General features: G+C 71.7%; 20 protein-coding genes. 8 read left to right on the top strand and 12 right to left on the bottom strand.

Annotation, left to right across the window (positions count from 1 at the left end; all coding sequences use genetic code 11):
- Window positions 1-199 precede the first annotated feature (199 nt).
- The 4 genes from PV350_RS28050 to PV350_RS28035 all read right to left on the bottom strand — a co-directional run bounded on the left by PV350_RS28050 (window position 200) and on the right by PV350_RS28035 (window position 5,462).
- The gene (locus PV350_RS28050; RefSeq protein ID WP_499514084.1) at window positions 200-985 is read right to left on the bottom strand and encodes an AAC(3) family N-acetyltransferase; all 786 of its coding nucleotides are present in this window, start codon (window positions 983-985) and stop codon (window positions 200-202) included.
- Window position 986: 1 nt separating this feature from the next.
- Window positions 987-3,344, bottom strand: a complete 2,358-nt coding sequence (locus PV350_RS28045; protein ID WP_500336724.1) for an FxsB family cyclophane-forming radical SAM/SPASM peptide maturase — start codon at window positions 3,342-3,344, stop codon at window positions 987-989.
- 32 nt (window positions 3,345-3,376) lie between these two features.
- A complete protein-coding gene (gene fxsA / locus PV350_RS28040) occupies window positions 3,377-3,574 on the bottom strand; it encodes an FxSxx-COOH cyclophane-containing RiPP peptide (RefSeq protein ID WP_499514082.1) in 198 nt (65 codons plus the stop codon).
- Window positions 3,575-4,088: 514 nt separating this feature from the next.
- Window positions 4,089-5,462, bottom strand: coding sequence for a cation:dicarboxylate symporter family transporter (locus PV350_RS28035; RefSeq protein ID WP_499516952.1), 1,374 nt, complete (start codon window positions 5,460-5,462; stop codon window positions 4,089-4,091).
- Between the two features lie 143 nt (window positions 5,463-5,605).
- Between PV350_RS28035 and PV350_RS28030 the strand changes: the two genes are divergently transcribed.
- Window positions 5,606-7,240 (top strand): sensor histidine kinase, encoded by a 1,635-nt coding sequence (locus tag PV350_RS28030; protein WP_500336722.1) that lies wholly within the window; start codon window positions 5,606-5,608, stop codon window positions 7,238-7,240.
- The gene (locus PV350_RS28025) at window positions 7,237-7,920 is read left to right on the top strand and encodes a response regulator (protein ID WP_499514080.1); all 684 of its coding nucleotides are present in this window, start codon (window positions 7,237-7,239) and stop codon (window positions 7,918-7,920) included. The genes PV350_RS28030 and PV350_RS28025 overlap by 4 nt, the downstream gene beginning before the upstream one ends.
- A gap of 7 nt (window positions 7,921-7,927) precedes the next feature.
- On the opposite strand, the gene PV350_RS28020 is transcribed toward PV350_RS28025, so the two are convergent.
- Window positions 7,928-8,953, bottom strand: coding sequence for an ATP-dependent 6-phosphofructokinase (locus PV350_RS28020; protein ID WP_499514079.1), 1,026 nt, complete (start codon window positions 8,951-8,953; stop codon window positions 7,928-7,930).
- A 158-nt stretch (window positions 8,954-9,111) separates the two neighbouring features.
- On the opposite strand from PV350_RS28020, the gene pta reads away from it, so the two are divergent.
- From pta to pyk, 3 genes are all read left to right on the top strand, one after another.
- Entirely contained in the window at window positions 9,112-11,190 is a 2,079-nt protein-coding gene (pta, locus tag PV350_RS28015) for a phosphate acetyltransferase (protein ID WP_500336720.1), read from the top strand.
- A gap of 23 nt (window positions 11,191-11,213) precedes the next feature.
- Complete coding sequence (locus tag PV350_RS28010) at window positions 11,214-12,365, top strand: acetate kinase (RefSeq protein ID WP_499514077.1); 1,152 nt, start codon at window positions 11,214-11,216, stop codon at window positions 12,363-12,365.
- Window positions 12,366-12,474: 109 nt separating this feature from the next.
- A complete protein-coding gene (pyk, locus tag PV350_RS28005) occupies window positions 12,475-13,899 on the top strand; it encodes a pyruvate kinase (protein ID WP_499514076.1) in 1,425 nt (474 codons plus the stop codon).
- A gap of 114 nt (window positions 13,900-14,013) precedes the next feature.
- Here pyk and PV350_RS28000 read toward each other — a convergent pair whose 3' ends face one another.
- The 4 genes from PV350_RS28000 to PV350_RS27985 form a co-directional block, all read right to left on the bottom strand.
- Complete coding sequence (locus tag PV350_RS28000; protein ID WP_499514075.1) at window positions 14,014-15,282, bottom strand: hydrogenase expression protein HypF; 1,269 nt, start codon at window positions 15,280-15,282, stop codon at window positions 14,014-14,016.
- Window positions 15,272-15,883: a DUF6114 domain-containing protein gene (locus PV350_RS27995; RefSeq protein ID WP_499514074.1), complete on the bottom strand. Its 612-nt coding sequence runs from the start codon at window positions 15,881-15,883 to the stop codon at window positions 15,272-15,274. Before PV350_RS27995 ends, PV350_RS28000 begins: the two co-directional genes overlap by 11 nt.
- A 92-nt stretch (window positions 15,884-15,975) precedes the next feature.
- Entirely contained in the window at window positions 15,976-16,599 is a 624-nt protein-coding gene (locus PV350_RS27990) for a DUF6230 family protein (RefSeq protein ID WP_499514073.1), read from the bottom strand.
- A 620-nt stretch (window positions 16,600-17,219) separates the two neighbouring features.
- Window positions 17,220-18,179: a tetratricopeptide repeat protein gene (locus PV350_RS27985; protein ID WP_499514072.1), complete on the bottom strand. Its 960-nt coding sequence runs from the start codon at window positions 18,177-18,179 to the stop codon at window positions 17,220-17,222.
- A gap of 189 nt (window positions 18,180-18,368) precedes the next feature.
- Here PV350_RS27985 and PV350_RS27980 point away from each other — a divergent pair, with 189 nt between their 5' ends.
- Both PV350_RS27980 and PV350_RS27975 read left to right on the top strand, forming a co-directional pair.
- The gene (locus PV350_RS27980; RefSeq protein ID WP_499514071.1) at window positions 18,369-18,986 is read left to right on the top strand and encodes a TetR/AcrR family transcriptional regulator; all 618 of its coding nucleotides are present in this window, start codon (window positions 18,369-18,371) and stop codon (window positions 18,984-18,986) included.
- 202 nt (window positions 18,987-19,188) lie between these two features.
- A complete protein-coding gene (locus PV350_RS27975) occupies window positions 19,189-20,322 on the top strand; it encodes a DUF3103 family protein (RefSeq protein ID WP_499514070.1) in 1,134 nt (377 codons plus the stop codon).
- Window positions 20,323-20,420: 98 nt separating this feature from the next.
- On the opposite strand, the gene icmA is transcribed toward PV350_RS27975, so the two are convergent.
- The 3 genes from icmA to PV350_RS27960 form a co-directional block, all read right to left on the bottom strand.
- On the bottom strand, window positions 20,421-22,121 hold the full coding sequence (icmA, locus tag PV350_RS27970; protein ID WP_499514069.1) for a coenzyme B12-dependent isobutyryl-CoA mutase large subunit: 1,701 nt from the start codon (window positions 22,119-22,121) through the stop codon (window positions 20,421-20,423).
- Between the two features lie 152 nt (window positions 22,122-22,273).
- Window positions 22,274-22,603 carry a DUF3817 domain-containing protein gene (locus PV350_RS27965; protein ID WP_499514068.1) on the bottom strand — a complete coding sequence of 110 codons (330 nt, stop codon included), beginning with the start codon at window positions 22,601-22,603 and terminating at the stop codon, window positions 22,274-22,276.
- A gap of 59 nt (window positions 22,604-22,662) precedes the next feature.
- Complete coding sequence (locus tag PV350_RS27960; protein WP_499514067.1) at window positions 22,663-23,169, bottom strand: MarR family winged helix-turn-helix transcriptional regulator; 507 nt, start codon at window positions 23,167-23,169, stop codon at window positions 22,663-22,665.
- Window positions 23,170-23,586: 417 nt separating this feature from the next.
- Here PV350_RS27960 and PV350_RS27955 point away from each other — a divergent pair, with 417 nt between their 5' ends.
- Window positions 23,587-25,212, top strand: coding sequence for a M4 family metallopeptidase (locus PV350_RS27955; RefSeq protein ID WP_500336715.1), 1,626 nt, complete (start codon window positions 23,587-23,589; stop codon window positions 25,210-25,212).
- The last annotated feature ends 141 nt before the right edge of the window (window positions 25,213-25,353 follow it).

The following is a 25,353-nucleotide window of genomic DNA, read 5'->3' as shown; positions in this document are numbered from 1 at the left end:
TTTTTTTTTTTTTTTTTTTTTTTTTTTTTTTTTCTTTTTTTTTTTTTTTTTTTTTTTTTTTTTCTTCTTTTTTTTTTTTTTTCGATGCACCGGCCACCCACAGATATCTAACAGGCTTTTTGTCGGGGACGGTAGATGTGTAGGAACCGTCTATTCTCCGGCGGAATAGCGCATGACCATCATTTTTGCCCGGATTACGTCAACGCCCGTTGTTCACCAGCCACTTGGCGATGACGTCCACGGCGTCGGCGATCGGCACCAGATGGCAGGGCGCGTCGCCGAGGGGACCGTCCAGCACCGCGCACTCGCGCGCCACCACCGGGACCAGCCGTGGGAAGTGGCGGTCGTCGATGTCGGGCGCCTGGAAGTGCACCCACTCCTTGCCGCCGTCCGCGGTGCGCACCAGGGCCTGGTACGGGCGGTCCGGCGGCGGGACCGCCCGGTAGTCGGCGAGGTGGTAGGCGGTGCAGACCCACAGGTCCACGCCGATCAGCAGGGCACGGGCCCGCAGGTCGTACAGCCGGGCGGTGGGCGAGTCCTCGCCCAGGTGGCTCTCCAGCTCGTGGCCCTCGGTGACGAAGCGCGCGGCCGGGCCGAAGGCGGTGAAGGAGGTGTGCGGGTGCGCGCTGCGCAGCGCGCCCGGCACCAGCCGGACCTCCTCGGCGAGCCGTCCCACGCTGGGCGAGACGGGGGTGGTCAGCGGGTCGAAGGCGGGCATCGCGTCGCGGTAGGCGGCCAGTTCCGCCTCGCTCATGCCCTCCGTGCGCTGCCGGTCCAGCCGGGAGGTGACGGAGTTCTCCGGGGTCGCCGCGTACGCGACCAGGGTGCCGTGCTCGCCCAGCGCCGCCCGCAGCGCCTCGACCACGGTGCGTCCGCCGCCCTCGACCGGGCCGATCGCCTTCAGCGAGCCCTGGACGAGCAGCACGTCCCCCGCCTCGACGCCCAGCGCGCGCAGATCCCGGGTCAGGCTTTCCAGAGTGTGCACCTCAGACCCCGTTCAGTTCGGAGAGCCAGGGGGCGACGGTGCCGGCCATCCCGTCCGCGAAGCGCTTTCCGAGCGGGGTCAGCGAGCCGCTGCCGGCCAGCCGGTCGACCGCCTCCGCGGTCTCGCGGGTCCAGCGGGCGAAGGGCGCGGCCGCCTCCGGGACGCCCCGGCGGGCCAGCGCGCGCCAGTACTCGGCGACGGCGACGTGCGCGTACGTCCCCTGCAGCAGCCCCTCCAGCGGGCGCGGGTCGGGGCGCCACGGGGCGTGGAAGAGGCGGGTGTCCTCCGGGTCGTACAGGTCCATCAAGTCCAGTACGGCACCGAGCTTCACGTGCTGGAACTCGTGGGCGACCAGCAGGGCCAGCGTGTCCGGGGCGGCGGGCCGCGCGATGCCGACCGCGCCGAACGCCTGCCGGGCGGCCCCGCTGACGTCGCTGCCGTCGCCCGGCGGGACCAACGGGGTGATGGTGCCGAGCCCGGCGGCCAGTCCCGGCACGTAGCGGGGCAGCTCACGGCCGAGGAAGTCCCAGGCGGCGACCAGGTCCTCGTGCCAGGCCTTGACCTCGGCCTCGTCCTGCCGGGGCACCAGGGGCCACTGGTGGGCGTCGCGGTAGGGGTCGGTGTCCTCCAGCGCGACGCTCCATCCGGCCGGGCCGACCCGCCGTACGGGGTGCCACCGCGCGTCGCCCGGGTCGTGCGCGCCGATCCTCACCGTGCGGCCGGCGGCGCTCACGCCGAAGCCGTCGGTGGTCGCGGCGACCTCGGCGTCCGCTCCGTCGGGGGCGCCGACCAGGACGCGGCCGAGCCCCGGCAGGCGTACCGCGCCGTCGCGGACGGGCACCCGCACGCTCGCCCCGTACCGGCTCGCGGCCCGCACCACGGCGGCGGCGGCGAACTCGGCGAGCCCCGCCACGTCCGCCCCGCCGTCGCCGCCCGTCTTCAGACAGTGCCGGGCCCACGGCCGGACGTAGGGATGGGCGAGCACCTCGTCCAGGGCCTCCGGCGCGGCCTCGTCGACCTCGGCGAGCACCCGCCAGACCGCGGCGGTCCTGCCGTCCCGGGGAGCGCGCTCCCAGACGGCGGTGAGCAGTCCGCGGGTGATCTCCAGTTGCTCGGCGGCGAGCGCGGCGACCGTCGCGGCGTCGCCGTAGCCGGCGGCCAGCTGGTCGATCTGGTCCTCGGTCAGCGAGGACTGGGGCTGCCGCCCCGACGCGGTGCTCACCGGATCCTCCCGTTCCGTCTCCTCGGCGTCACGGATGCCGAGGATCAACTCCATCAGGTCACCGCAGTACGCGGACGGATTCTCGAATCCGGTCCCGGTGCGGTAGCGGTGCGCGTACAGTCCCCCGCCGCAGACGTCGACGACCGGGCAGCGGCGGCACTCGTCGCACAGCCCCTCCTTGCCCTGCCGCCGGGCCGCGATGCCGGGGTGGGCGGCGACCTCGTCCAGGGAGTGGGCGAACACGTCCATCCCGGTGGCCGGGGCGCCGTCGTAGGCGGTCTTGAGCGAGTCGGCCTGCTCGAAGGTCCCGTCGGTCTCGATGACGACCAGGTCGACCGGGTCGGTGCCGATGGACTCGACGAGGCTGCTCCCGCCGCGCAGCATCCGGCGCACGGAGTCGAAGACCCGCACGGGCACCGGGCGCCCCTCGGCCGCCCAGCGGCGGTGGACGGTCAGCAGCCACTGCGCGTAGGGCGCCCGGGCGCCGCCGGGGCGCCCGGGAGGGGCGTCGTGGGTGGCGTGGGGCAGCAGGAAGTCGATGCGGGGCGGTTCGAGCGCCATCAGGGCCTCGTAGACCGCCAGCGGGTCGTTCTCCACGTCGATGGTGCAGAGCAGACCGCCGTACAGATGGCGGTAGCGCGGCTCGCGGAGCAGCCCGAGCGACGCCACCACCCGGTCGTAGCTGCCACGCCCGTCGGCGAACCGCCGGTGGCGGTCGTTCTCGGCCCGGCCGCCGTCCAGGGAGACGCCGACCGAGATGCCGAACTCGTCGAAGACGTCGCAGAACCGTTCGTCCAGGAGGACGGCGTTGGTCTGGATGCCGAGCTCCAGGGCGCACACGCCGTCGAGCGCCCGGCGCAGCGCCTCGGCCGCCCGCCGGATCCGGGCCGGGCCTGCCAGCAGGGGTTCTCCCCCGTGGAACACCACCTGGACGGCCGCGAGACGGTGCGCCGCGGCATGCTCGGCGATCCGTGCGGCCACCCGTTCGAACACCTCGTCGGGGGTGGCCCGGACACGCGTTTTCCAGCTGGTGTCGGCGTGCTCGTAGACGTAGCAGTGATCGCACGCCAAATCGCACCGGCTGTGCAGTTTCAGCACGAATTGTGACAGCGCTCTGGCCGGTGCCGATGTCTCCATGACTGCGGCCCGGACCCCCGAGTCGGCCGGGCCTACTTGCTGCTGAACGACTGGAAGGCCGCGACCGGGACGTTCCCGGCGGAGGCGGCGGCGGGCATCACGCGGTCAAGGGCCGGGGAGGCCACGGAGCTGCCGCGGGAGGCCAGCTCGGCCAGCGGGATCCTCCGCCGCGCCTGCGAGCGCCGGGTCGGAGCGTCGTGGCCGGCGTTCACGGTGGGGGTGGCAGTCATAGCGGGGTCCTCGTTCGGTAAGGTGCGTTGGCGCGCACACCATTTGTCCGGAATTGAGTAGAATCATCTCACTGCATCCCAGACCTTGAAAGGCGACGCAGCACTCCTAACGAGCGAGCCGTCCGCAAGTGTGCGGTTTACGCCAAATGCAGCAGACGACGGACTCGCGCACTCCCCACCCCCCAACGCCGGGCCGTGTGATTATCTCCCTTACAGGGAACGGGAATTGGCCATATCCACGAACCGAGACGAACTTTCTGAAGCGGTTCGTGCGCCGCTCCCCACACATCCCCTCGTCACGCCTCCCGGCGCATCGCGCCGCATGCCCGGCGCCCCGCGCACGAGTCCCGCACACCCGCGCGCTGACCTGCACCGACGCGCCCCGGCGCACCTCGTGGAACTCGCGCCGCACCCTGGACCGATCGGGTGAACTCCCCCGCCCCGCACACCACAACGGGTCCCGCCGGGCGGAGGGGGGATCCGCCCGGCGGGACCGTTCAGGGGTGACGGCCGGTCAGGCCGTCGTCACCGGCTCCTTGCCGGTGTCCACGGGGGCGGCGGGCTCGGGGGCCGTGCCGTGGCCGTCGTCGACGAGCGTGGTCTCGTCGAAGGGCAGCTCACCCGCGAACACGCGCTGGGCCTGCTCACGGTCGAACTCCTTGGTCCACGTGCCGATCAGCACCGTGGCGACGGCGTTGCCCGCGAAGTTGGTGACGGCGCGGGCCTCGCTCATGAAGCGGTCGATGCCGACGATGAGGCCGACGCCGTCGACCAGGGCCGGCTTGTGCGACTGGAGCGCTCCGGCGAGGGTCGCCAGGCCCGCGCCGGTGACGCCGGCGGCGCCCTTGGAGGCGACCATCATGAAGAGCAGCAGGGTGATCTGCTGGCCGATGGCGAGCGGCTGGCCCATCGAGTCGGCGATGAACAGCGAGGCCATGGTCAGGTAGATCATGGTGCCGTCGAGGTTGAAGGAGTAGCCGGTCGGCACGGTGATGCCGACGACCGGGCGGCTGACGCCCAGGTGCTCCATCTTGGCGATCAGGCGGGGCAGCGCCGACTCCGAGGACGAGGTGGAGACGATCAGCAGGAACTCCCGGCCGAGGTACTTCAGCAGCTGGAAGAGGTTGACCCCGGCGAAGAAGCGGAGCATCAGGCCGAGCACGACCACGACGAAGATCAGGCAGGTGACGTAGAAGCCGAGCATGATCGTGGCGAGCGCCTTGAGGGCGTCCACGCCCGCCGAGCCGACGACCGCCGCGATCGCGCCGAAGGCGCCGATCGGGGCCGCCCACATGATCATGGACAGGACGCGGAAGACCAGCTTCTGGATGTGGCCGACGCCGCGCAGGATCGGCTCGCCCGCCGTCCCCAGGGCCTGCAGGCCGAAGCCGACCAGCAGGGCGACCAGGAGGGTCTGCAGCACCTGGCCCTCGGTGAAGGCGGAGACCAGGGTGACCGGGATGATGCTGAGCAGGAAGTCCGGCAGGGTCTCGGCCGGGGCGTCCTTGGCCTGTGCCTGGCCCGCGTCCTTGAGCGCGTCGGTCAGGTGCAGCCCGTCGCCGGGCTGGAGGATGTTGCCGACCACCAGGCCGATGGCCAGGGCGACGAAGGACATCACCACGAAGTAGCCGAGGGCGAGGCCGCCGACCCTGCCGACCTTGGCGGCCTGGCGGACCGAGCCCACGCCGAGCACGATCGTGCAGAAGATGATCGGCGAGATCATCATCTTGATGAGGTTCACGAACCCGGTGCCTATGGGCTTCAGCTCGATGGCCGCATCGGGCGCGACCATCCCGAGCACGGCGCCGGCGATCGCGGCGACGACCACCGCGATGTACAGGAAATGGGTACGGTCCCTGCGACCCTGGGTACGGCTCTGTACCGGCACTGACACCTTCGTCTCCTCGGTCCACCCGGACGTCGTCCCGGGACGCCCGCGATTGGATAGGTCCCGGTGACTATGCGCCCGGGCAGTGAGCCAGGTCACGTTTGCGTTCATTGTGTTCGCGGGACCTGTGCACACTGGTGGGCATGCCGCTCCCGAGCCCCCTCCACCGCCCCCGGCCGCGCCGCCGTGCGCGCAGCCTGGCGGGCCAGTTGTTCGCGATGCAGGTGGTCATCGTGGCCATGGTGGTCGCGGGCATCGCGGTGCTCGTCTACGTCAACGCCGCCGGCCGCGCGGAGGACGCCGCGCGGGACCGGGTCACCGCGGCCGCGCGGGCGGTGGCCGACGCCCCCTCGGTCGCGGCCGCGATCCGCGGCGAAGACCCCACCGCCGCGCTCCAGCCCTACGCGGAGCAGGTCCGCCTGGACACCGGCGTGTCCTTCATCACCATCATGAGCCCGGCCGGCATCCGCTGGACGCACCCCGACACCGACCAGATAGGCCGCCCCTTCCTCGGGCACATAGAGCGCGCCCAGCAGGGCGGCACCTTCACGGAGACGTACACCGGCACGCTGGGCGCGTCGGTGCGCGTCGTCACCCCCGTCCGGGACGACGGCCGGATCGTCGGGCTGGTCAGCGTCGGCATCACGGTCGAGGCCATCACCGACCAGGTGCGGGACCAGCTGGCGGTGCTGATCGGGATCGCCGCGGCGGCCCTGGCGGTCGGGGGCCTGGGCACCTACTTCGCCAACGCCCGGCTGCGCCGCCACACGCACGGCATGGCCGCGGACGAGCTGAGCCGCATGTACGACTACCACCAGGCGACGCTGCACGCGGTGCGCGAGGGCCTGATCCTCATGGACGCCGACCGCAGGGTCGCCCTGTGCAACGACGCCGCCCGCGAACTGCTGGGCCTGCCGGGGGACGTGGTGGGCTCCTACGTCGCCGACCTCGGGCTGCCCGCCTCGCTGACCGGCGCGCTGCTGGCGGCCGAGCCGCGGGTGGACGAGGTGCACCTGACCGCGGAGCGGGTGGTGGTGGTCAACACCTCGCCGGTGCGCGGCGGGGAGCGCCGGGGCACCGTGGTGACCCTGCGGGACCACACCGACCTGCAGTCGCTCACCGGCGAACTGGACTCCGTACGCGGTTTCGCCGAAGCGCTGCGCTCGCAGGCGCACGAGGCCTCCAACCGGCTGCACGCGGTCGTCTCCCTCATCGAACTGGGCCGCACCCAGGACGCGGTGGAGTTCGCCACCGCCGAACTGCAGCTGGCCCAGGCACTGACCGACCGCGTCGTCGCGGCGGTGGCGGAACCGGTGCTGGCCGCACTGCTGCTGGGCAAGGCCGCCGAGGCGAACGAGCGCGGTGTGGAACTGACGGTCACCGAGGACAGCCGCATCGACGACGGGGTGCTGCCCGCCTCACTCACCTCCCGGGACCTCGTCACCCTCCTGGGCAATCTGATCGACAACGCCCTGGACGCCGCCATCGAGGGCGCCGCGCAGACGACGGCGCGCCCGCACGTCGAGGTCACCGCACGCACCGACGACGGCGAGTTGCTGCTGCGGGTCACCGACAGCGGGCGCGGGGTGGACCCGGCCGTGGTGCGCGAGGTCTTCCGCCGCGGCTGGACGACCAAGAGCCACGGGCACGGCCTCGGGCTCGCGCTCGTCGAGCAGACCGCCCGGCGCGCGGGCGGCACCGTCGCCCTGGAGCGGGCGGTGGGCGGCGGCGCCTCCTTCACCGTACGGTTGCCGCTGCGCGGGGAGGTGCGGACATGATCAAGGTGCTGGTCGTCGAGGACGACCCGGTGGCGGCCGACGCCCACCGGCTGTACGTCGAGCGGCTGCCGGGGTTCACGGTGGCCGCGGTGGCCCACTCCGGGGGCGCGGCGCTGCGCGCGCTCGAACGGCACCAGGTGGACCTGATCCTGCTGGACCTCAACCTGCCCGACGGGCACGGGCTGCAGGTGGTGCGCACGCTGCGGGCGGCCGGGCACACCGCCGACGTGGTGGCGGTGACCTCGGCCCGCGACCTGGGCGTGGTGCGGCAGGCCGTCTCGGTCGGGGTGGTGCAGTACCTGCTGAAGCCCTTCACCTTCCCCACCCTGCGCGACCGGCTGGAGCGCTGGGCGCGCTACCGCGACGAGCTGGCCGGCGGCGAGGCCTCCGGCCAGGACGAGGTGGACCGCGCCCTGGCGGCGCTGCGCAGCCCGGAGGGCTCGGTGCTCCCCAAGGGCCTCAGCGGCCCCACCCTGGAGGCGGTGACGGCGGCGCTGCGCGAGGCGGCGGAGGGCCTGTCGGCGAACGCGGCGGCCCAGGCCGTGGGCGTCTCCCGGATCACGGCCCGCCGCTACCTTGAGCACCTGGTGGAGACCGGCCGCGCGGTCCGCGCCCCGCAGTACGGCCAGGTCGGCAGGCCGGAGCTCACCTACCGCTGGGCCCCGCAGCGCCGTTCGTGACAGGGCGTCAGAAGACCGACTCCGCCTCCTGCATGCGGTCCTCGGGCACCCGCTTGAGCACCATCACCGCGTCGGCGAGCGGCACCAGTTCCACCGCGGTGCCGCGCAGCGCCGTCATGCAGCCGAAGGCCCCCTTGTGCGCGGCCTCCACGGCGTGCCAGCCGAAGCGGGTGGCCAGGACGCGGTCGTAGGCGGTGGGGACGCCGCCGCGCTGGACGTGGCCGAGGATGACGGGCCGGGCCTCCTTGCCCATGCGCTGCTCGAGCTCGGCGGCGAGCCGGGCGCCGATGCCGGCGAAGCGCTCGTGGCCGTAGGCGTCGATCTCGCCGTGGGCGTACGGCATGGTGCCCTCGGCGGGGTGGGCGCCCTCGGCGACGCAGACGACGGCGAACTTCTTGCCGCGGGCGAAGCGCTCCTCCACCATGGCGACGAGGTCGGCGGGGTCGAAGGGCCGTTCCGGGAGGCAGATGCCGTGCGCGCCGCCGGCCATGCCGGACTCCAGGGCGATCCAGCCGGCGTGCCGGCCCATGACCTCGACGACCATGACGCGCTGGTGGGACTCGGCGGTGGTCTTGAGCCGGTCGATGGCCTCGGTGGCGACGGTGACGGCGGTGTCGAAGCCGAAGGTGCGGTCGGTGGCGGAGATGTCGTTGTCGATGGTCTTGGGGACGCCGACCACCGGCATGCCCGCCTCGGCGAGCAGCCGGGCCGCGGTGAGCGTACCCTCGCCGCCGATGGGGATGAGGACGTCCAGTCCGTAGCCGGAGCACACGGTGCGCCAGTTGTCGGCGGCCTCGTGGAGGCGGGCGCGTTCCAGGCGGGAGGAACCGAGGATGGTGCCGCCCCGGGCGAGGATGCCGCTGACGGAGTTGAGGTCGAGCGGACGGTAGCGGCCCTCCAGCAGGCCCTTGAAGCCGTCCTCGAAGCCGATGACCTCGTCGCCGTGGTAGGTCAGCGCGCGGTGGGTCACCGAGCGGATCACGGCGTTGAGTCCGGGGCAGTCGCCGCCGGCGGTGAGGACTCCGATGCGCATGGCGCTCCACGCTCCCTCCGGTCGCGTGTACGGTCGCCTTTTCGCATCGTAGGTCCGCACCGCACCCGCCGCGCGTCATACGCACACCGAACGGTAATGTCAACAGATATCCGCCACCCGACTGGGTGGATCACGCCGGGCAGGAACGGAGAGAGCGCGTGACGCGCAGCGTGTACGTAACCGGTATCGGCAGGGGGGACGGCCGCCAGGTCGTCGAGCTGGGCGTGATGGAGCTGCTGACCCGGCAGGTGGACCGCGTCGGGGTGTTCCGGCCGCTGGTCCACGACACGCCCGACCGGATGTTCGAGCTGTTGCGCAGCCGCTACCGGCTCACCCAGGACCCGGCGACCGCCCACGGCCTGACCTACGAGGAGGCGGCCGCGCTCCAGGCCGAGCAGGGCCGGGACGCGCTCATCGCCCGCCTGGTGGACCGCTACCACCTGGTGGCCACCGAGTTCCCCACCGTGCTCGTCCTCGGCTCGGACTTCCACGAGACCAACCTCCCGGGCGAGCTCGGCATCAACGCCCGGCTGGCGAACGAGTTCGGCGCCTCGGTGATCCCGGTGGTCGGCGGCCGCGAGCAGACCGCCGACGCGGTCGTGGACGAGGTCCGCAACGCTCACCTGTCCTACACCGGCCTGGGCTGCGACATCGTCGCCATGATCGCCAACCGGGTGCCGCCGGAGGTGCTGGAGGAGGCCGCGTCGCGGCTGCGCCGCAGGCTCCCGGTGCCCGCGTACGTGCTGCCCGACGAGCCGGCGCTGTCGGCCCCCACGGTCGCCCAGGTCGTCGAGGCGCTCGACGCCGAGGTGCTCCTCGGTGACCACGGCGGACTGTCCCGGGACGTGATGGGCTTCGTCTTCGGCGGCGCGATGCTGCCGACCTTCATCCGCGCGCTGACCCCCGGCTGCATGGTGATCACTCCGGGCGACCGGGCGGACCTGATCATCGGCTCGCTGGCCGCGCACTCCGCCGGCTCCCCGCCCATCGCCGGCATCCTGCTCACCCTGGACGAGGTGCCCGGCCCGGAGATCATGGCCCTGGCGGCCCGGCTGGCCCCCGGCACACCGGTCATGTCGGTGCCCACCGGCAGCTTCCCGACCGCCGCCGAGCTCTTCGCCCTGGAGGCGCGGCTGGGCGCGGCCACCCCGCGCAAGGCGGAGACGGCGCTCGGGCTCTTCGAGAAGCACGTGGACGGTCCCGAGCTGACCGAGCGGCTGTCGGTGGTCCGCGGCGAGCGCGTCACCCCGATGATGTTCGAGCACGAGCTGATCGAGCGGGCCCGTACCGGGCGCCGCCGGGTGGTCCTCCCCGAGGGCACCGAGGAGCGCATCCTGCACGCGGCCGAGGTCCTGCTGCGCCGGGACGTCTGCGACATCGTCCTGCTCGGCGACGAGGACGCCATCCGCAAGCGGGCGGGAGAGCTCGGCGTCAACGTCGACGTGCCCGGCTGCACCCTGACCGACCCCCAGACCTCGCCGCTGCGCGAGAACTTCGCGGAGCTCTACGCCAGGCTCCGCGCCCACCGGGGCGTCAGCTACGAGCTGGCGTACGACGTCGTGGCCGACGTCTCCTACTTCGGGACGCTGATGGTGGAGCAGGGCCTCGCCGACGGCATGGTCTCCGGTGCCGTCCACTCCACGGCGGCGACGATCCGCCCCGCCTTCGAGGTCATCAAGACCGCTCCGGGCGCGGCCATCGTCAGCTCGGTCTTCTTCATGTGCCTGGCCGACCGGGTGCTGGTGTACGGCGACTGCGCGGTCAACCCGGACCCGGACGCGGAGCAGCTGGCCGACATCGCGATCCAGTCCGCCGAGACCGCCGCGCAGTTCGGGGTCGAGCCGCGGGTGGCGATGCTCTCGTACTCCACCGGCACCTCCGGCTCGGGCGCCGACGTGGACAAGGTGCGCCGGGCCACCGAACTGGTCCGGCAGCGGCGCCCGGAGCTGCTGGTGGAGGGGCCCATCCAGTACGACGCGGCGGTCGACGCCAAGGTCGCGGCCACCAAGCTGCCGGACTCGAAGGTCGCCGGCAGCGCCACCGTGCTGATCTTCCCGGACCTCAACACCGGCAACAACACCTACAAGGCGGTGCAGCGTTCGGCGGGCGCGGTGGCGGTCGGCCCGGTGCTGCAGGGCCTGCGCAAGCCCGTCAACGACCTGTCGCGCGGCGCGCTGGTCCAGGACATCGTCAACACCGTCGCCATCACGGCCATCCAGGCGCAGGGCGACCGGTGACCGGCCACCACAGGGAAGGCACCGTGACCGCAACCCGCGTCCTCGTCCTCAACTCCGGCTCCTCGTCGGTGAAGTACCAGCTGCTGGACATGGCCGATGGCAGCCGGCCGGCGGCCGGGATCGTCGAGCGGATCGGCGAGCCGGGCGGGGTCGCGGACCACGCCGAGGCGCTGAAGACGGTCGCGGAGGAGCTCGCCGCCCGCGGCCTCGGCCTGGACTCCCCCGAACTGGCCGCGGTGGGCCACCGGGTCGTGCACGGCGGCACGCGCTTCACCGAGCCGACGCTGATCGACGACGAGGTGCTCGCCGCCGTCGAGGACCTGGTGCCGCTGGCCCCGCTGCACAACCCGGCGAACGTCACCGGCATCCGGGTCGCCCGCGACCTGCGCCCGGACCTGCCGCAGGTGGCCGTCTTCGACACCGCCTTCCACTCCACGATCCCCGAGCACGCCTACCGCTACGCGGTCGACCGGGAGACCGCCGACGCCCACCAGGTGCGCCGCTACGGCTTCCACGGCACCTCGCACGCGTACGTCTCCCGCGCGACGGCGCGGCTGCTGGGCAGGGACCCGGCCGAGGTCAACGTCATCGTCCTGCACCTGGGCAACGGGGCCTCCGCCTCGGCCGTGCGCGGCGGGCAGTGCGTGGAGACCTCGATGGGACTCACCCCGCTGGAGGGCCTGGTGATGGGCACCCGTTCGGGGGACCTGGACCCGGCCGTGGTCTTCCACCTGGCCCGCGTGGGCGGGATGGCGGTGGCGGAGATCGACGACCTGCTCAACAAGCGCTCCGGCCTGCTGGGCCTGTGCGGCGACAACGACATGCGGGAGATCGCCCGCCGGATGGCCGAGGGCGACGCGGCGGCCCAGCTCGCCTTCGACGTCTACGTCCACCGGCTGCGCAAGTACGTGGGCGCCTACACCGCCGTGCTGGGGCGGGTCGACGCGATCGCCTTCACGGCGGGCGTCGGCGAGAACTCCGCGGCGGTCCGGGCCGCCGCCATGGCCGGCCTGGAGGGCCTGGGCGTCGAGCTCGACGCGGTGCGCAACGCGGTGCGCGGCAGTGCCGCCCGCGTGGTGTCGGCCGCGGGCAGCCGGGTGGCGGTGGCGGTCGTCCCCACCGACGAGGAACTGGAGATCGCACAGCAGACGTACGCGCTGGTCACCGGCCGGTGACTCGTTGCGGCCACCCGGAGGCTCTACTCTATGGCCGCCGTCCGCACCGTCCATGCCTCCCCCGCACGGGAAAATTCCGGAGCGGAACAAACCCGATAGGATCGTCCTCATGCGCCGAGCGAAAATCGTCTGCACCCTGGGTCCCGCCGTCGACTCCTACGACCAGCTGAAGACGCTGGCCGAGGCCGGTATGAACGTGGCCCGCTTCAACTTCAGCCACGGCAGCCACGCCGAGCACGAGGAGCGCTACCAGCGGGTGCGCAAGGTCTCCGTGGAGACCGGACGTGCCATCGGCGTGCTGGCCGACCTCCAGGGGCCCAAGATCCGCCTGGAGACCTTCGCGGACGGTCCCGTGGAGCTGGTCGCCGGTGACGAGTTCGTCATCACCACCGAGGACGTGCCCGGTGACAGGACCATCTGCGGCACCACCTACAAGGGCCTGCCCGCCGACGTGCGCGCCGGCGACCCCGTCCTGATCAACGACGGCAACGTCGCGCTGCGCGTGATCGACGTCGACGGCCCGCGGGTCCGCTGCCTGGTCGTCGAGGGCGGCGTCATCTCCGACCACAAGGGCATCAACCTGCCCGGCGCCGCGGTCAACGTGCCCGCCCTGTCCGAGAAGGACATCGAGGACCTGCGCTTCGCCCTGCACATGGGCGTCGACATGGTGGCGCTCTCCTTCGTCCGCGACGCCAAGGACGTCCGCGACGTCCACCGCGTCATGGACGAGGTCGGCCGCCGCGTGCCGGTCATCGCCAAGGTCGAGAAGCCGCAGGCGGTCGACAACATGGAGGACGTCGTCGCGGCCTTCGACGGCGTCATGGTGGCCCGTGGCGACCTGGCGGTGGAGTACCCGCTGGAGAAGGTCCCGATGGTGCAGAAGCGGCTGATCGAGCTCTGCCGCCGCAACGCCAAGCCGGTGATCGTCGCGACCCAGATGATGGAGTCGATGATCACCAACTCCCGTCCGACCCGCGCCGAGGCCTCCGACGTCGCCAACGCGATCCTGGACGGTACGGACGCGGTCATGCTGTCCGCCGAGTCCAGCGTCGGCAAGTACCCGATCGAGACCGTGAAGACGATGTCGCGGATCATCGAGGCGGCCGAGGTCGAACTGCTCAAGCAGGGCCTGTGGCCGCTCAACGGCCGCAAGCCGCGCACCCAGGGCGGCGCCGTCGCCCGCGCCGCCGCCGAGCTCGCGGACTACCTGGACGCCAAGACCCTGGTCGCGTTCACCAAGTCCGGCGACACCGCCCGTCGGCTGGCCCGCTACCGCGTGCCGCAGACGGTGGTGGCGTACACGACCGACGAGTCGACCCGCAACATGCTGGCGCTCACCTGGGGCGTGCAGACCACCGTCGTCCCGCACGTGAACACCACCGACGAGATGGTCGAGATCGTCAACCAGGAGATGCTGAAGCTCAGCGACTACGCCGAGGGCGACACCGTGATCATCACGGCCGGCTCCCCTCCCGGCGTCCCCGGCACCACCAACCTGGTGCGGGTCCACCACCTCGGCCACCGCGCGGTCTGACCGGCCGCCGGGCCGCCCGGAACACGGGAACGGCGGAGGGCACCTCCCCTTGCGGGGACGGCGCCCTCCGCCGTTTCCTCGTGCGGCTCCCGGAGGGGTCCTGTGCGGCCGGGCTCAGTCCGCGGTGTTGTACACGTGCATGCCGGGGACCTTCAGCGTGCCGCCGAACTGGCCGGCCTGCTTGACCGTGACGTTGGTGAAGAAGGCGGCCGGCACGTTGATCGGGGGCGGGGTGTCCGGGGTGAACTCGATCGGGATGAGCCCGAAGAGGTTGCCCTTCAGCGACTCGGTGTACATCGTCACCGTGCCGTTGCGGATCGTCGAGGTGCTGCCCTTGCGGGCGTCCACGTGCCCGACGGTGCCGTTCGGCCCCACGACCTCCTGCTGCAGGTCCTTGATGTCCACGCCGGTGGCGGTGAACTTCAGGACCTTCTTGACCTTCCCGCTCCAGGTCTTGACCTCGACGATGCCCTTGTAGTCGAGCCCGGTCAGGGTCAGCAGGCTGCTGCGCAGGACCCAAGGGTCGTCGGGCAGCAGCGACTGCGTCTCCTGGTAGGCGGCGTCCGCCAGGGCCTGCGCGTCGTGGGTCGGGCACGGGAACGGGGTCTTGCCGTCCGCCGACACGGCCGGGGAGCTCTGCGAGGGATCCGGGGTCTGCGTCGCCTTCCCGGTCGTCTCCGAGAGCTTCTCGACGGCCTCCGACACGGTCTTCTTCAGCGTGTCGGTGGTGTCCTCGGCCTTCGTCCTCACCGTGCCCGTGGAGGCGCTCGGCTTGGGAGCGGCCGAGGTCGCGCCCGGGGCGGGCGTCGAGGTCGCCGAGGGGGTCGCCGTGGCGGACCCCTCGCTCTTCTTGTTGAGCCCCAGCAGGTCGCCCAGGGCGTCACCGACGCCCAGCGGGTCCAGCGGGTTGTTCTGCTGGGCCGCCGAGGGCGAGGCCGACGGGGTGGGCGCCGTCGTCCCCGTGCCGCCGGACGAACCGCCGCCGCTCTCGTCGCCCTTGCCGCCCTCGTCACCGGAACCGGGGGAACCCGACGGGTCGCTCGACGGGCTCCCGGACGGATCCGGGGTCGGGGTCTTGGTGCCGCCGCTCGACGGGGTGGCGCTCGGCGTCGCGGACTCCGCCGGCTCGTCGGGCTGCTCGATGCACTTCGTGCCCGAGAACGGGTTCTTCGGCAGTTCGTCGGCAGAGGCCAGCCTCGGCGTCAGTCCCATGCCCATCAGGACCGCCGTCGGCATCGCGGCCAGGGCTATCGCCTTGCCCGCGGGCATCTGCAGCTTGGTCAGCAGCGACTTCCTCGGTGCCGCGTGCCGCGGCCCCGTTCTCTCACGGGTGCCGCTGCCGGCGGCGACCCCGGAAGCGGGCTGGACCTCATCACCCCGCACTGTGCCTCCCGTTCGCGTCTACGGTCTCGGCGCCGTCCGCCGGGTGCTGCGGGGCGGTCCCTGCCTGGTCGGCGGCCGGGTGGGCCGGGTACTCGCCGTAGGCCGCCGCGTAGGGGGAACCGGGCGGCGGCACGTAGCCGGCGTCACCGTCGTCACCCTTGCCGCTGCCGGGCAGTTCGGCCGGGTCCGCGCCGCCGTCGGCGGGCGGTACGCCCGGGGCCCACGAGACGGCGAGGGCACCGCCGATGAGGCCCAGCAGGAAGCCGATCAGGAAGCCGCCGAAGTTGGAGACCACCAGCGACACCAGCGCCAGCAGGATCGACGCGACGCCCGAGAAGACCCGCACCGCCGACTGGAACCACATGGTCAGGCCGAGTACGACCAGCAGCACGCCGATGATCAGCGAACCGGACCCGGCCGTGGTGGCCATGGTCAGGCTCAGCGCGCCGAGCGAGAGATGGGCGTACGGGAAGTACGCGATGGGCAGTCCGGCCAGCAGTGTCAGCAGGCCCGCCCAGAACGGCCGCTGTCCGCGCCATACGCGGAAGCGGAACCGCCAATAGCCGAACCGGCCCCTCAGTCCGTGTGTCTCGGCGCTCATGGAAAACAGCTCCCTGGGACTGGCGTTTCTAGAAAGAGTCAGGGGTGAGGAAGGTGAGGGGCATCCCGTGCCCCCCACCCCCTCTGGTCAGGCTAGAAGCACTCGTACTTCTTGCCGGAACCGACCTTCACCGACATGCTCAGCCCGCTGAGCTTGAAGGTGCCCGCGCTGGTCGCCCACGCGGTCTGGGTCACACCGGTGAGGTGCGCCTTCCGGGCCTCCTGGGCGAAGGAACCGGGGTCGGTCTTGTCACCGGCCTTGATGCCGGGGCCCTGCTGGGTGTCACCGGCGGCGACACCGATGTTGATGTCGGTGAACTCCGCATCGGCGTCGAGCTGGTCGAGGTCGATGTAGAGGTTCTTCGCCTCGACCTTCTTGCCGTCGTTGCCGGCACCGAGCTTCAGCGTGACGTCGCCGATCGGCGTCGGCACGACCACGGACTGGCACAGCCCGGTGATCGTGGCGCTGTCGAACGCGGAGACCGCGACCGGGATCGGCTTGCCGCCGTGCTGGACGTCGATGGCTCCGTACTGGACGAAGCCGTCACCGTCCAGGTCCTGGGCGGCGACCTTGAACTGCTGGCCCGAAACGCTGAACGACGCGGCGAGCGCGCCCTGACCCAGGGCCACGCCTATCGCCGCGGTGGCCGCGACGCTCGGCACCATGACGACGGCGAACCGCTTCCATCTGGTACCGCCGCGGATGAGCGACTCCATGACTTTCCTCCTTCTCGGACGTACATCTCCGGCCGGAATCGTGGGGATTGCGGCGGGATGGGAGAAGTGCTACGTCCTCGGGAAGGAGAGCGCCGTATCGACGGCCGTCACGCGGGAAAGAGCGGACGACGCTGTCCGAAAAATCGGCGATCACCCCCGAGCGACAACCACACGGCCACGCTCTCGCGCAACCTGCTGGACAGGCCCCGCCGGACGGCAGAGACCCCCCTGTCCGCGGTCCGCGTCCGCTGCTGGCACAGCATCGGCGTCCCGGCCCGGTGGGGACCCGTTCGGCGATCGGACGGCTGGGTGCCGACTGCTCGGCGACGGACCGGGCTTGGCCGATCGTGGTCCATTCGGCGCCGCTGCACAAGGGGCGTCGTTACTAGCGGGTAACGGTGCGATAACCCAGGAGATATGGTCTAGACCATAACCGCTACGCTGCGTAGTTGCGGTGGGGGTGTGAAAATCACCCATCGTGTGATGGATCCGGACAGAGTCCCGTCACTCTCTTACCGGAAGTAACAGCGGCCGCGCTTCATCAAGATTTGGTAAAGCGCGGCCGGTCTTGATCGAGGCTCGAAATGGCTTTCGAGGCACGGCCACCTTACGTGATCAGGTCAGAACAGCACCCGTGCCAGCGCCGCACGCGCGGCCGTCACCCGGGGGTCGTCGGACCCGATCACCTCGAACAGCTCCAGCAGCCGCAGCCGCACGGTGTCGCGGTCCTCGCCCGCGGTGCGCCGCACGGTGTCCACCAGCCGTCCGAAGGCGTCCTCGACATGGCCGCCGACCAGGTCCAGATCGGCCACGGCGATCTGCGCCGCCACGTCCGCCGGGGCGTCCGCCGCGGCCTTGCGGGCGGCCTGCGCGTCGACGCCCTGCACCCGCTGCAGCAACTCGGCCTGCGCCAGGCCCAGCTTCGCCTCGGTGTTGGCCGGCTCGTCCGCGAGCACGTTGCGGTACGCCTGGATCGCGCCACCGAGGTCGCCCTGGTCCAGCGCGTCGTGCGCCGCGGACAGCGCGAGCTCCTGCGGGGTGGGCGGCCGCTCCTCGGCGACCGGCGCCTCGGCGCCCTCCTCGACCGGTACGCCCGTGATGCCGAAGCGCTGCTCGGCCACGGCGACCAGCTGGTCCAGCACCTCGCGGATCTGGTCCTCGGGTGCGGCGCCCTGGAAGAGCGGCATGGCCTGGCCGGCCAGCACCGCGAACACCGCGGGGATGCCCTGCACGCCGAACTGCTGCACCAGCAGCTGGTTCGCGTACACGTCGATCTTCGCGACGACGATCCGGCCCGCGTAGGAGCCGGCGAGGTACTCCAGCGTGTCCTGCAACTGCACACTCGCGTCCGCGCGGTCGGTCCAGAAGTGTACGACGACCGGGACCTCGGTGGAACGCTGCAGGACATCGCTCTCGAAGGTGGCCTCGGTGACCTCGGTCACCAGGGCGGGGGCGGCGGGCTCTCCCCCGTTGCGGGCGGCTTCCGCGCGGGCCTGTTCGGCCTTCGCCTTGGCCTCTCCGGCCGCCTTCACCGCGGCGAGGTCGACCACGCCGCTCATGGACATGTTCCGTGGCTGCATGAGACCAATCCTCCCCCCTCGTCGCGGTTCCCGGGGAATCGCCCCCCGAAAGCGCCACCTGCGGCGCGCGACGGTGACGCGCTGTCCGGCGCGAGGTCCCTTCCCGCGCGGCGGCCGCCACCCTTTCGATACGACCCGTAGCGTAACTGTACGGCCGCACCCTACGCAACGGGGATAGGGTTCCCAGCCATGTGCGCGCGTGAAACAGGCAGAAGGACCGGACGCCCCCGCAGTGCGGAGGCCGACCGGGCGATCCTGGACGCCGCGCGGCAGGCCCTGGTCGAGCTCGGCTGGGGCAAGCTCACCATGGGCGACGTCGCGGCCCGCGCGAGGGTCGCCAAGACCACCCTCTACCGGCGCTGGGCGAACAAGAACGAGCTCGCCGTGGACGCGGTCGCCGCGCTCTTCGACGAGCTCGAACTGCCCGACCGCGGCAGCCTGCGGGCCGACGTGGAGGGCGTGGTCCTGCAGTTCGCGGCCCTGCTGGAGCAGCCCGCCACCAAGACCGCGCTCATGGCGGTGGTCGCCGAGGCCACCCACGACGAGGCACTGCGGCAGCGGATCCGGGAGGCGATCGTCGACCGGCAGAAGCGCCTGGTCATCGAGGGCCGCCGGCGCGCCCAGGAGCGCGGGGAGATCCCGCCGGACGACGGCGACCCCGCGCCGCAGATCGACCTGATCTTCGACGTGATCGCGGGTGCCGTGGTGCACCGCGCGCTCGTCAGCTGCGAACCGGTGGACGCCGACTGGGCGGCCCGCTTCACCACCGTCCTGCTGGGCGGGCTCGCGGCGGCGTCAACGGCGTAGCCGTCGCCGGGAGTTCGGCTTCCCTTTGCTCGATGGAGCCGCGACACCTCTTGCCCGCGTGGCATGTCATCGTCATGATTACCGGCGGGTCATCTACTCGCATAGACAACCCGGCGGCCAGGCATGGCCGTTGCTCGGCGTTCCCTCGTTCCACCCTGTCAGCGCGCCCATTGATCGCTCGCCCCCAGGAGGATCGATCCACGTGAGACACCCTCACCCCGGTCGGCGCGGCGTCGTCGCCACCGTCGCCGCCTCGCTGATCGCCCTGACGGCCGCACAGAGCGCCACCGCGCTCCCCGCGTCCGCCACCCCGCGTGCCCACGCCCCGTCGTCCGCCGTCACCGTGGCGGAGGAACAGGCGGCGCGCGCCATCGCCGGCTCCCTCTCCGACGCCTCATGGCGCGCCCGCGTCCGCCACGCGGCGCTGGCCTCGGACGAGGTGGCCGTCACCGAGCTCGCCGGCCCGCAGTTGCGGCCCGCGCTCGCCGACGCCGACCGGCGGATCGCCGCCGCCAAGGGCCTCGGCGCTGACGTCGGTTCCCTGCTGCGGCTGCGCCTCGGGGACGACTCGATGCGCGGGGCGCTGGCCGCCGGCGTCACCCCGTGGGTGGCCGCGGCCAGTTCCGACGAGGACGTCCGCACCGTCACCGCCTACGACAGCCGGGGCCGGGCCCACCGCCTCGACGCCCGCAGCGCTCCCAGCCACCCGGTGTACGTCGTCGACATCGACGGCTCCAAGGCACTGGCCGCGGGCCTGGACGTCCTCCAGTCGGAGCTGGGCCGTCAGGGCCTGACCTCCTCCGCCCGGCGCCCCGCGGCGCCGTCCTCCGCCTCGGCGGCCGCGGCCGGCTTCTGGACCACGCGGATCACCCAGGTCCGGCTCTCCGACGACGAGGAGCCGTGGGTCAAGGGCGACGCCGAGATCTACACCCTCGTCACGGGATTCGGCCAGGACGGCCTCGTGCGGGTCGACCCCGTCGACATGCCGTACCTGGACAACGACGGGACGACGTACAGCCCGAACCAGATCCTGGTCAACTGGTCGCTGTACAAGTACAACCTCGCCGACGCCGTGATGATGGAGGACGACGGCAGCACCAACTACCGCGACCTGGCCAAGGCCATCGCGGGGATCCTGCTGACCATCGCCGACCAGGGCACCTACATCCCGCTGGTGAACGCGGTCCTGGACGCCATCCCGGACGACTGGTGGACGGACGACCCGGACTACGTCGACTCCTGGTACACGCTGGCGCAGAGCGACAACGGCACCCGCTACGGCGCCCGCGGCAACGGCTGGATGACCCTCCAGCCGTACTTCGTCGAGCAGTTCTGAGCAGCGTGCCCGCCCCCCCCCTTGCACCGGGGGCGGCGGGCACGGCAGCGGGGCCCGGTGGGAACACGCGCTGTTCCCGCCGGGCCCCCCGTCGTCCGTCAGAAGCGCGCGGGCTCCGTGTAGCTGCCCCACTCGTCGCGCAGGGCCCCGCAGATCTCGCCCAGGGTGGCCTCGGCCCGTACCGCGTCCAGCATCGGCCCGATCATGTTGCTGCCGTCCCGGGCGGCGGTCAGCATCGCCTCCAGCGCCTTGCGGACGGCCGCGTCGTCGCGCTCGCCCTTGCGGCCGGCGAGCACGCGGACCTGCTCCCGCTCGACCTCGTGGCTGACCCGCAGGATCTCCAGGTCGCCCGTCACGGAGCCGGTGTGGCAGTTGACGCCGACGACCTTCTTGTCGCCCTTCTCCAGGGCGCGCTGGTACTCGAAGGCGGCCTCGGCGATCCGGCCGGTGAAGTAGCCGTCCTCGATGCCGCGCAGGATGCCCGAGGTGATCGGGCCCACCGCGTGCCTGCCGTCCGGCACGGCACGGGCGCCGAGCTCCTTGATCTTGTCGAAGATCTTCTCCGCGTCCGCCTCGATGCGGTCGGTCAGCGCCTCGACGTACCAGGAACCGCCCAGCGGGTCGGCCACGTTGGCGACGCCGGTCTCCTCCATCAGCACCTGCTGCGTGCGCAGCGCGATCTCCGCCGCCTGGGCGCTGGGCAGCGCCAGCGTCTCGTCCAGGGCGTTGGTGTGCAGCGAGTTGGTGCCGCCGAGGACCGCGGCGAGGGCCTCGACGGCGGTGCGGACGACGTTGTTGTACGGCTGCTGGGCGGTCAGCGAGACGCCGGCCGTCTGGGTGTGGAAGCGCAGCCACTGCGCCTTGTCGGTCTTCGCGCCGTACACGTCGCGCATCCAGCGGGCCCAGATCCGGCGCGCGGCGCGAAACTTGGCGATCTCCTCGAAGAAGTCCAGGTGGGCGTCGAAGAAGAAGGACAGGCCCGGCGCGAAGGTGTCGACGTCCAGCCCGCGCGACAGGCCCAGCTCCACGTAGCCGAAGCCGTCGGCGAGGGTGTAGGCGAGCTCCTGCGCGGCCGTGGAACCGGCCTCGCGGATGTGGTAGCCGGAGACCGACAGCGGCTTGTACGCGGGGATGCCCGCCGCGCAGTGCTCCATCAGGTCGCCGATCAGGCGCAGGTGCGGCTCGGGGGCGAAGAGCCACTCCTTCTGCGCGATGTACTCCTTGAAGATGTCGGTCTGCAGGGTGCCGTTGAGCACGGCGGGGTCGACGCCCTGGCGCTCGGCGGCCACCAGGTACATGCAGAAGACCGGCACCGCGGGGCCGGAGATCGTCATGGAGGTGGTGACGTCGCCGAGCGGGATGTCCTTGAAGAGGACCTCCATGTCGGCCGCGGAGTCGATGGCGACACCGCAGTGGCCGACCTCACCCAGCGAGCGGGGGTCGTCGGAGTCGCGTCCCATGAGGGTGGGCATGTCGAACGCGACGGACAGGCCGCCGCCGCCCGCCTCGAGGATCATCTTGTAGCGCTCGTTGGTCTGCTCGGCGTTGCCGAAGCCCGCGAACTGGCGGATCGTCCACGTACGGCCCCGGTAACCGGTCGCGTGCAGACCCCGCGTGAAGGGGTACTCGCCGGGCCAGCCGATCCGCTCGAAGCCGGGCACCTCGGCACCCGCGGGCGGGCCGTACACGGGCTCGACCGGGTCGCCGGAGAGCGTGCTGAAGTCGGCCTCGCGCTTGCGCGCGGTGTCGTAGCGCGCCTGCCAGCGGCTGCGCCCCTCCTCGATGGCTGCAGCGTCCATGCCGTGTCTCCGCCTCTCTCGCCTTCCGGGCCGGTCCCCGTACCACGAGGATGACCCCTACAAGGCGAAAATACTAGGACGTCCTAGTACCTGTCGACGGCGGATCCCCCCGTCCGCCGAACGAGGGGAGGAAGTCGCTGGTCAGGCCGGTCTCAGACCTTGACGGGTTCACCCGCGGGGGCCACCAGCGGGGTGACCTCGCGGCGCACCTTGCGCTCGACGAAGAACGCGGCGGTGGGGATGGTCCCGGACAGCAGCACCCACGCCAGCTTGCCGAACGACCACTTCGCCTTGGAGCCCAGGTCGAAGGCGAAGACCAGGTAGATGATGTACAGCACACCGTGGACCTGGGAGACGGCGAGCGTCACCCCCTCACCGGTGTCGAAGCCGTACTTGAAGACCATGCAGGTGCAGAGCACCAGCAACATGACGGCGGTGATGTAGGCCATCACCCGGTACCGGGTCAGGACGCTGCTTTTCATGGCGACGAGCGTAACCGGTGCGATTCCGGCGCTTCCCCCGGCCCCGGCCGTGGCGCGCGTCACTCCTCGAAGTCCCCCGCGGCTATGCGCAGCGGCCGCAGCAGGTCGAAGATCTCCGCGCACTGCTCGTCGTCGTACGCGCCGAGCCCGAACTTCATCCCCATGAGGTCCTCGGTGGCGGCCTCGCACACCTCCCGGCCCTTGACGGTGATGGAGGCGAGCGTGCCGCGCCCGTCGTTGGGGTTGGGCCGCTTGGCGACGAAGCCGGCGGCGACCAGTCGGTCGACGGTGTTGGTGACCGAGGTGGGGTGCACCATGAGGCGTTCGCCGATCTTGGACATCGGCAGCTCGCCCTCCTTGCTGAAGGCCAGCAGCACCAGGGCCTCGTAGCGCGCGAAGGTCAGCCCGTAGGGCTTGACGACGGAGTCGACCTGGGAGAGCAGGATCTGCTGGGCGCGCATGATCGACGTGATCGCGACCATCGAGGGCACGCGCCCCCAGCGCCGGGTCCAGATGTCGTCCGCACGGGCGATGGGGTCGAAGGGCAGGCTCAGCGGCTTGGGCACAGGCCCGAGCCTACCCGTCGGTCACATGCTGGGCAGCCGCGTCTCGCGGGGCGGGACGGCGCGCCTCACCCGGGCCATGGTGCGCGTGATCATACGCCGGGCTCCCGTCACACGTATTACCGCGGTGTTTCAGCCACCCGGGCCGCGGATCGTGACCGGAAAGCCGCCCTCCCTGGGGAGGGTTTCCCCTACTCGCGGGACGGAGTTGTCACCCTTTGGGCCGGGAGATGGCCGCATGGGCCGGGGCCGCCGTCGCACGAACCGGCCAATGCATGAAATGCACCTGTCATTAACCCGTCGTTCGGTGCGAGGCTCCTTGCCGCGCGGAACACCGCGCGTCCCCCACACCGCTCCGGGCGCCCACCTGCCCGGAGTCCTCGCCCGTCGCCCCCACGCGACGGGACCCAAGGAGTCACATTGCGCAAGAAGCTGGCACTCGGCACCCTTGCCGCCGCCTCGGCGCTCCTGGCCGGCGGTCTCCAGTCCTTCGCCGCGAACGCCCAGAGCGCCCCCACCGCTCCGGCCCTCGCCGCCTCCCACGCGCAGGCCCTGTCCGACGCCCGCGGCAAGGCCGCCGGCCTCGCCGGGAGCCTCGGGCTCGGCGACCGCGAGCAGCTGACCGTCAGGGACGTCGTCGTCGACCCTGACGGCACCCGTCACCTGCGCTACGACCGCGCCTACGCCGGCCTGGAGGTGCTCGGCGGCGACCTGGTGGTGCACCAGGACAAGAGCGGCGCCACCCGGTCCGTCTCGCGTGCGGTCACCGCGAGGATCGCGCCCGCCACGCTCACGCCCTCCGTCACGGCCGCGGCCACCGAGGAGAAGGCCGCGGCGACGGTCAAGGGCCTGCTGAAGACCCCGCTCGTCAAGGGCGAGGAGCCGCTGAAGGCGGTCGGGCGGGCCGCGGCCCCCGAGAAGGTCGTCTGGGCCGTCAGCGGCACGCCCCGCCTGGCGTACCGGACCGTGGTCCACGGCACCCAGGCCGACGGCACCCCCAGCGCGCTGAACGTCATCACCGACGCCGCCACGGGCGCCGTGATCCAGGCCTACGAGGGCATCCAGACCGGCAGCGGCACCGGCGTCCACGTGGGCTCGGTCCCGCTGACCACCACGAAGTCCGGCAGCACCTACACGCTCAAGGACGCGAGCCGCGGCGGCATCTACACCACGGACCTGAACAACCGCACCAGCGGGACGGGGACAACCTTCTCCGACACCGACGACGTCTGGGGCAACGGCGCCGCCTCCAACCGCCAGTCGGCCGCCGTGGACGCGCAGTTCGGCGCGGCGGCGACGTGGGACTTCTACAAGAACACCTTCAGCCGCTCCGGCATCCGCAACGACGGCAAGGGCTCCCTGTCGCGCGCCCACTACGGCAGCAACTACGTCAACGCCTTCTGGGACGACAGCTGCTTCTGCATGACCTACGGCGACGGCTCGGGCAACACCCACCCGCTGACCGCCCTCGACGTCGCGGGCCACGAGATATCCCACGGCGTCACCAGCGCCACGGCCGGCCTGACGTACTCCGGCGAGTCCGGCGGCCTCAACGAGGCCACCTCCGACATCTTCGGCACCATGGTCGAGTTCTACGCCAACCTCGCCTCCGACACCCCCGACTACCTCATCGGCGAGAAGATCGACATCAACGGCGACGGCAGCCCGCTGCGGTACATGGACAAGCCGTCCAAGGACGGCGCCTCCGCCGACTACTGGTCGTCCTCGGTGAAGAACCTCGACGTCCACTACTCGTCGGGCGTGGCCAACCACTTCTTCTACCTGCTCTCCGAGGGCAGCGGCGCCAAGACCATCAACGGCGTCAGCTACAACAGCCCGACGAAGAACGGCTCCACCGTCACCGGCATCGGCCGCGCCAAGGCCGCCGCCATCTGGTACCGCGCGCTGACGGTGTACTTCACTTCGTCCACCAACTACGCCAAGGCCCGCACCGCGACCCTGAACGCGGCCAAGGACCTGTACGGCAGCGGCTCCGCCGAGTACAACGCGGTCGCCGCCGCGTGGACCGGGGTCAGCGTCAGCTGACCCGGGACCGGTTGACCCGACCGGCACCCCCATCACCCGTGGTGCCGCGGACCGCCCCATACGGTCCGCGGCACCACGAGCACGTGTATCCCGGCCCCCTCACCCGCCGCCGACGGCAGTCCCCCGCACCCGCGCCAGCAC

Origin of the sequence: Streptomyces sp. PA03-6a (assembly GCF_033792765.1) — a bacterium.
GTDB lineage: Bacteria > Actinomycetota > Actinomycetes > Streptomycetales > Streptomycetaceae > Actinacidiphila.
Note: the sequence above shows the minus strand (reverse complement) of the source record. Positions and strands in the feature narration are given on the sequence as shown.

Coding starts and splice junctions, on each gene's coding strand:
- PV350_RS28045 (WP_500336724.1), bottom strand. CDS start 3,344: ATGGAGACATCGGCACCGGCCAGAGCGCTGTCACAATTCGTGCTGAAA.
- fxsA (WP_499514082.1), bottom strand. CDS start 3,574: ATGACTGCCACCCCCACCGTGAACGCCGGCCACGACGCTCCGACCCGG.
- PV350_RS28030 (WP_500336722.1), top strand. CDS start 5,606: ATGCCGCTCCCGAGCCCCCTCCACCGCCCCCGGCCGCGCCGCCGTGCG.
- PV350_RS28025 (WP_499514080.1), top strand. CDS start 7,237: ATGATCAAGGTGCTGGTCGTCGAGGACGACCCGGTGGCGGCCGACGCC.
- PV350_RS28020 (WP_499514079.1), bottom strand. CDS start 8,953: ATGCGCATCGGAGTCCTCACCGCCGGCGGCGACTGCCCCGGACTCAAC.
- pyk (WP_499514076.1), top strand. CDS start 12,475: ATGCGCCGAGCGAAAATCGTCTGCACCCTGGGTCCCGCCGTCGACTCC.
- PV350_RS27995 (WP_499514074.1), bottom strand. CDS start 15,883: ATGAGCGCCGAGACACACGGACTGAGGGGCCGGTTCGGCTATTGGCGG.
- PV350_RS27990 (WP_499514073.1), bottom strand. CDS start 16,599: ATGGAGTCGCTCATCCGCGGCGGTACCAGATGGAAGCGGTTCGCCGTC.
- PV350_RS27985 (WP_499514072.1), bottom strand. CDS start 18,179: ATGCAGCCACGGAACATGTCCATGAGCGGCGTGGTCGACCTCGCCGCG.
- PV350_RS27980 (WP_499514071.1), top strand. CDS start 18,369: ATGTGCGCGCGTGAAACAGGCAGAAGGACCGGACGCCCCCGCAGTGCG.
- icmA (WP_499514069.1), bottom strand. CDS start 22,121: ATGGACGCTGCAGCCATCGAGGAGGGGCGCAGCCGCTGGCAGGCGCGC.
- PV350_RS27965 (WP_499514068.1), bottom strand. CDS start 22,603: ATGAAAAGCAGCGTCCTGACCCGGTACCGGGTGATGGCCTACATCACC.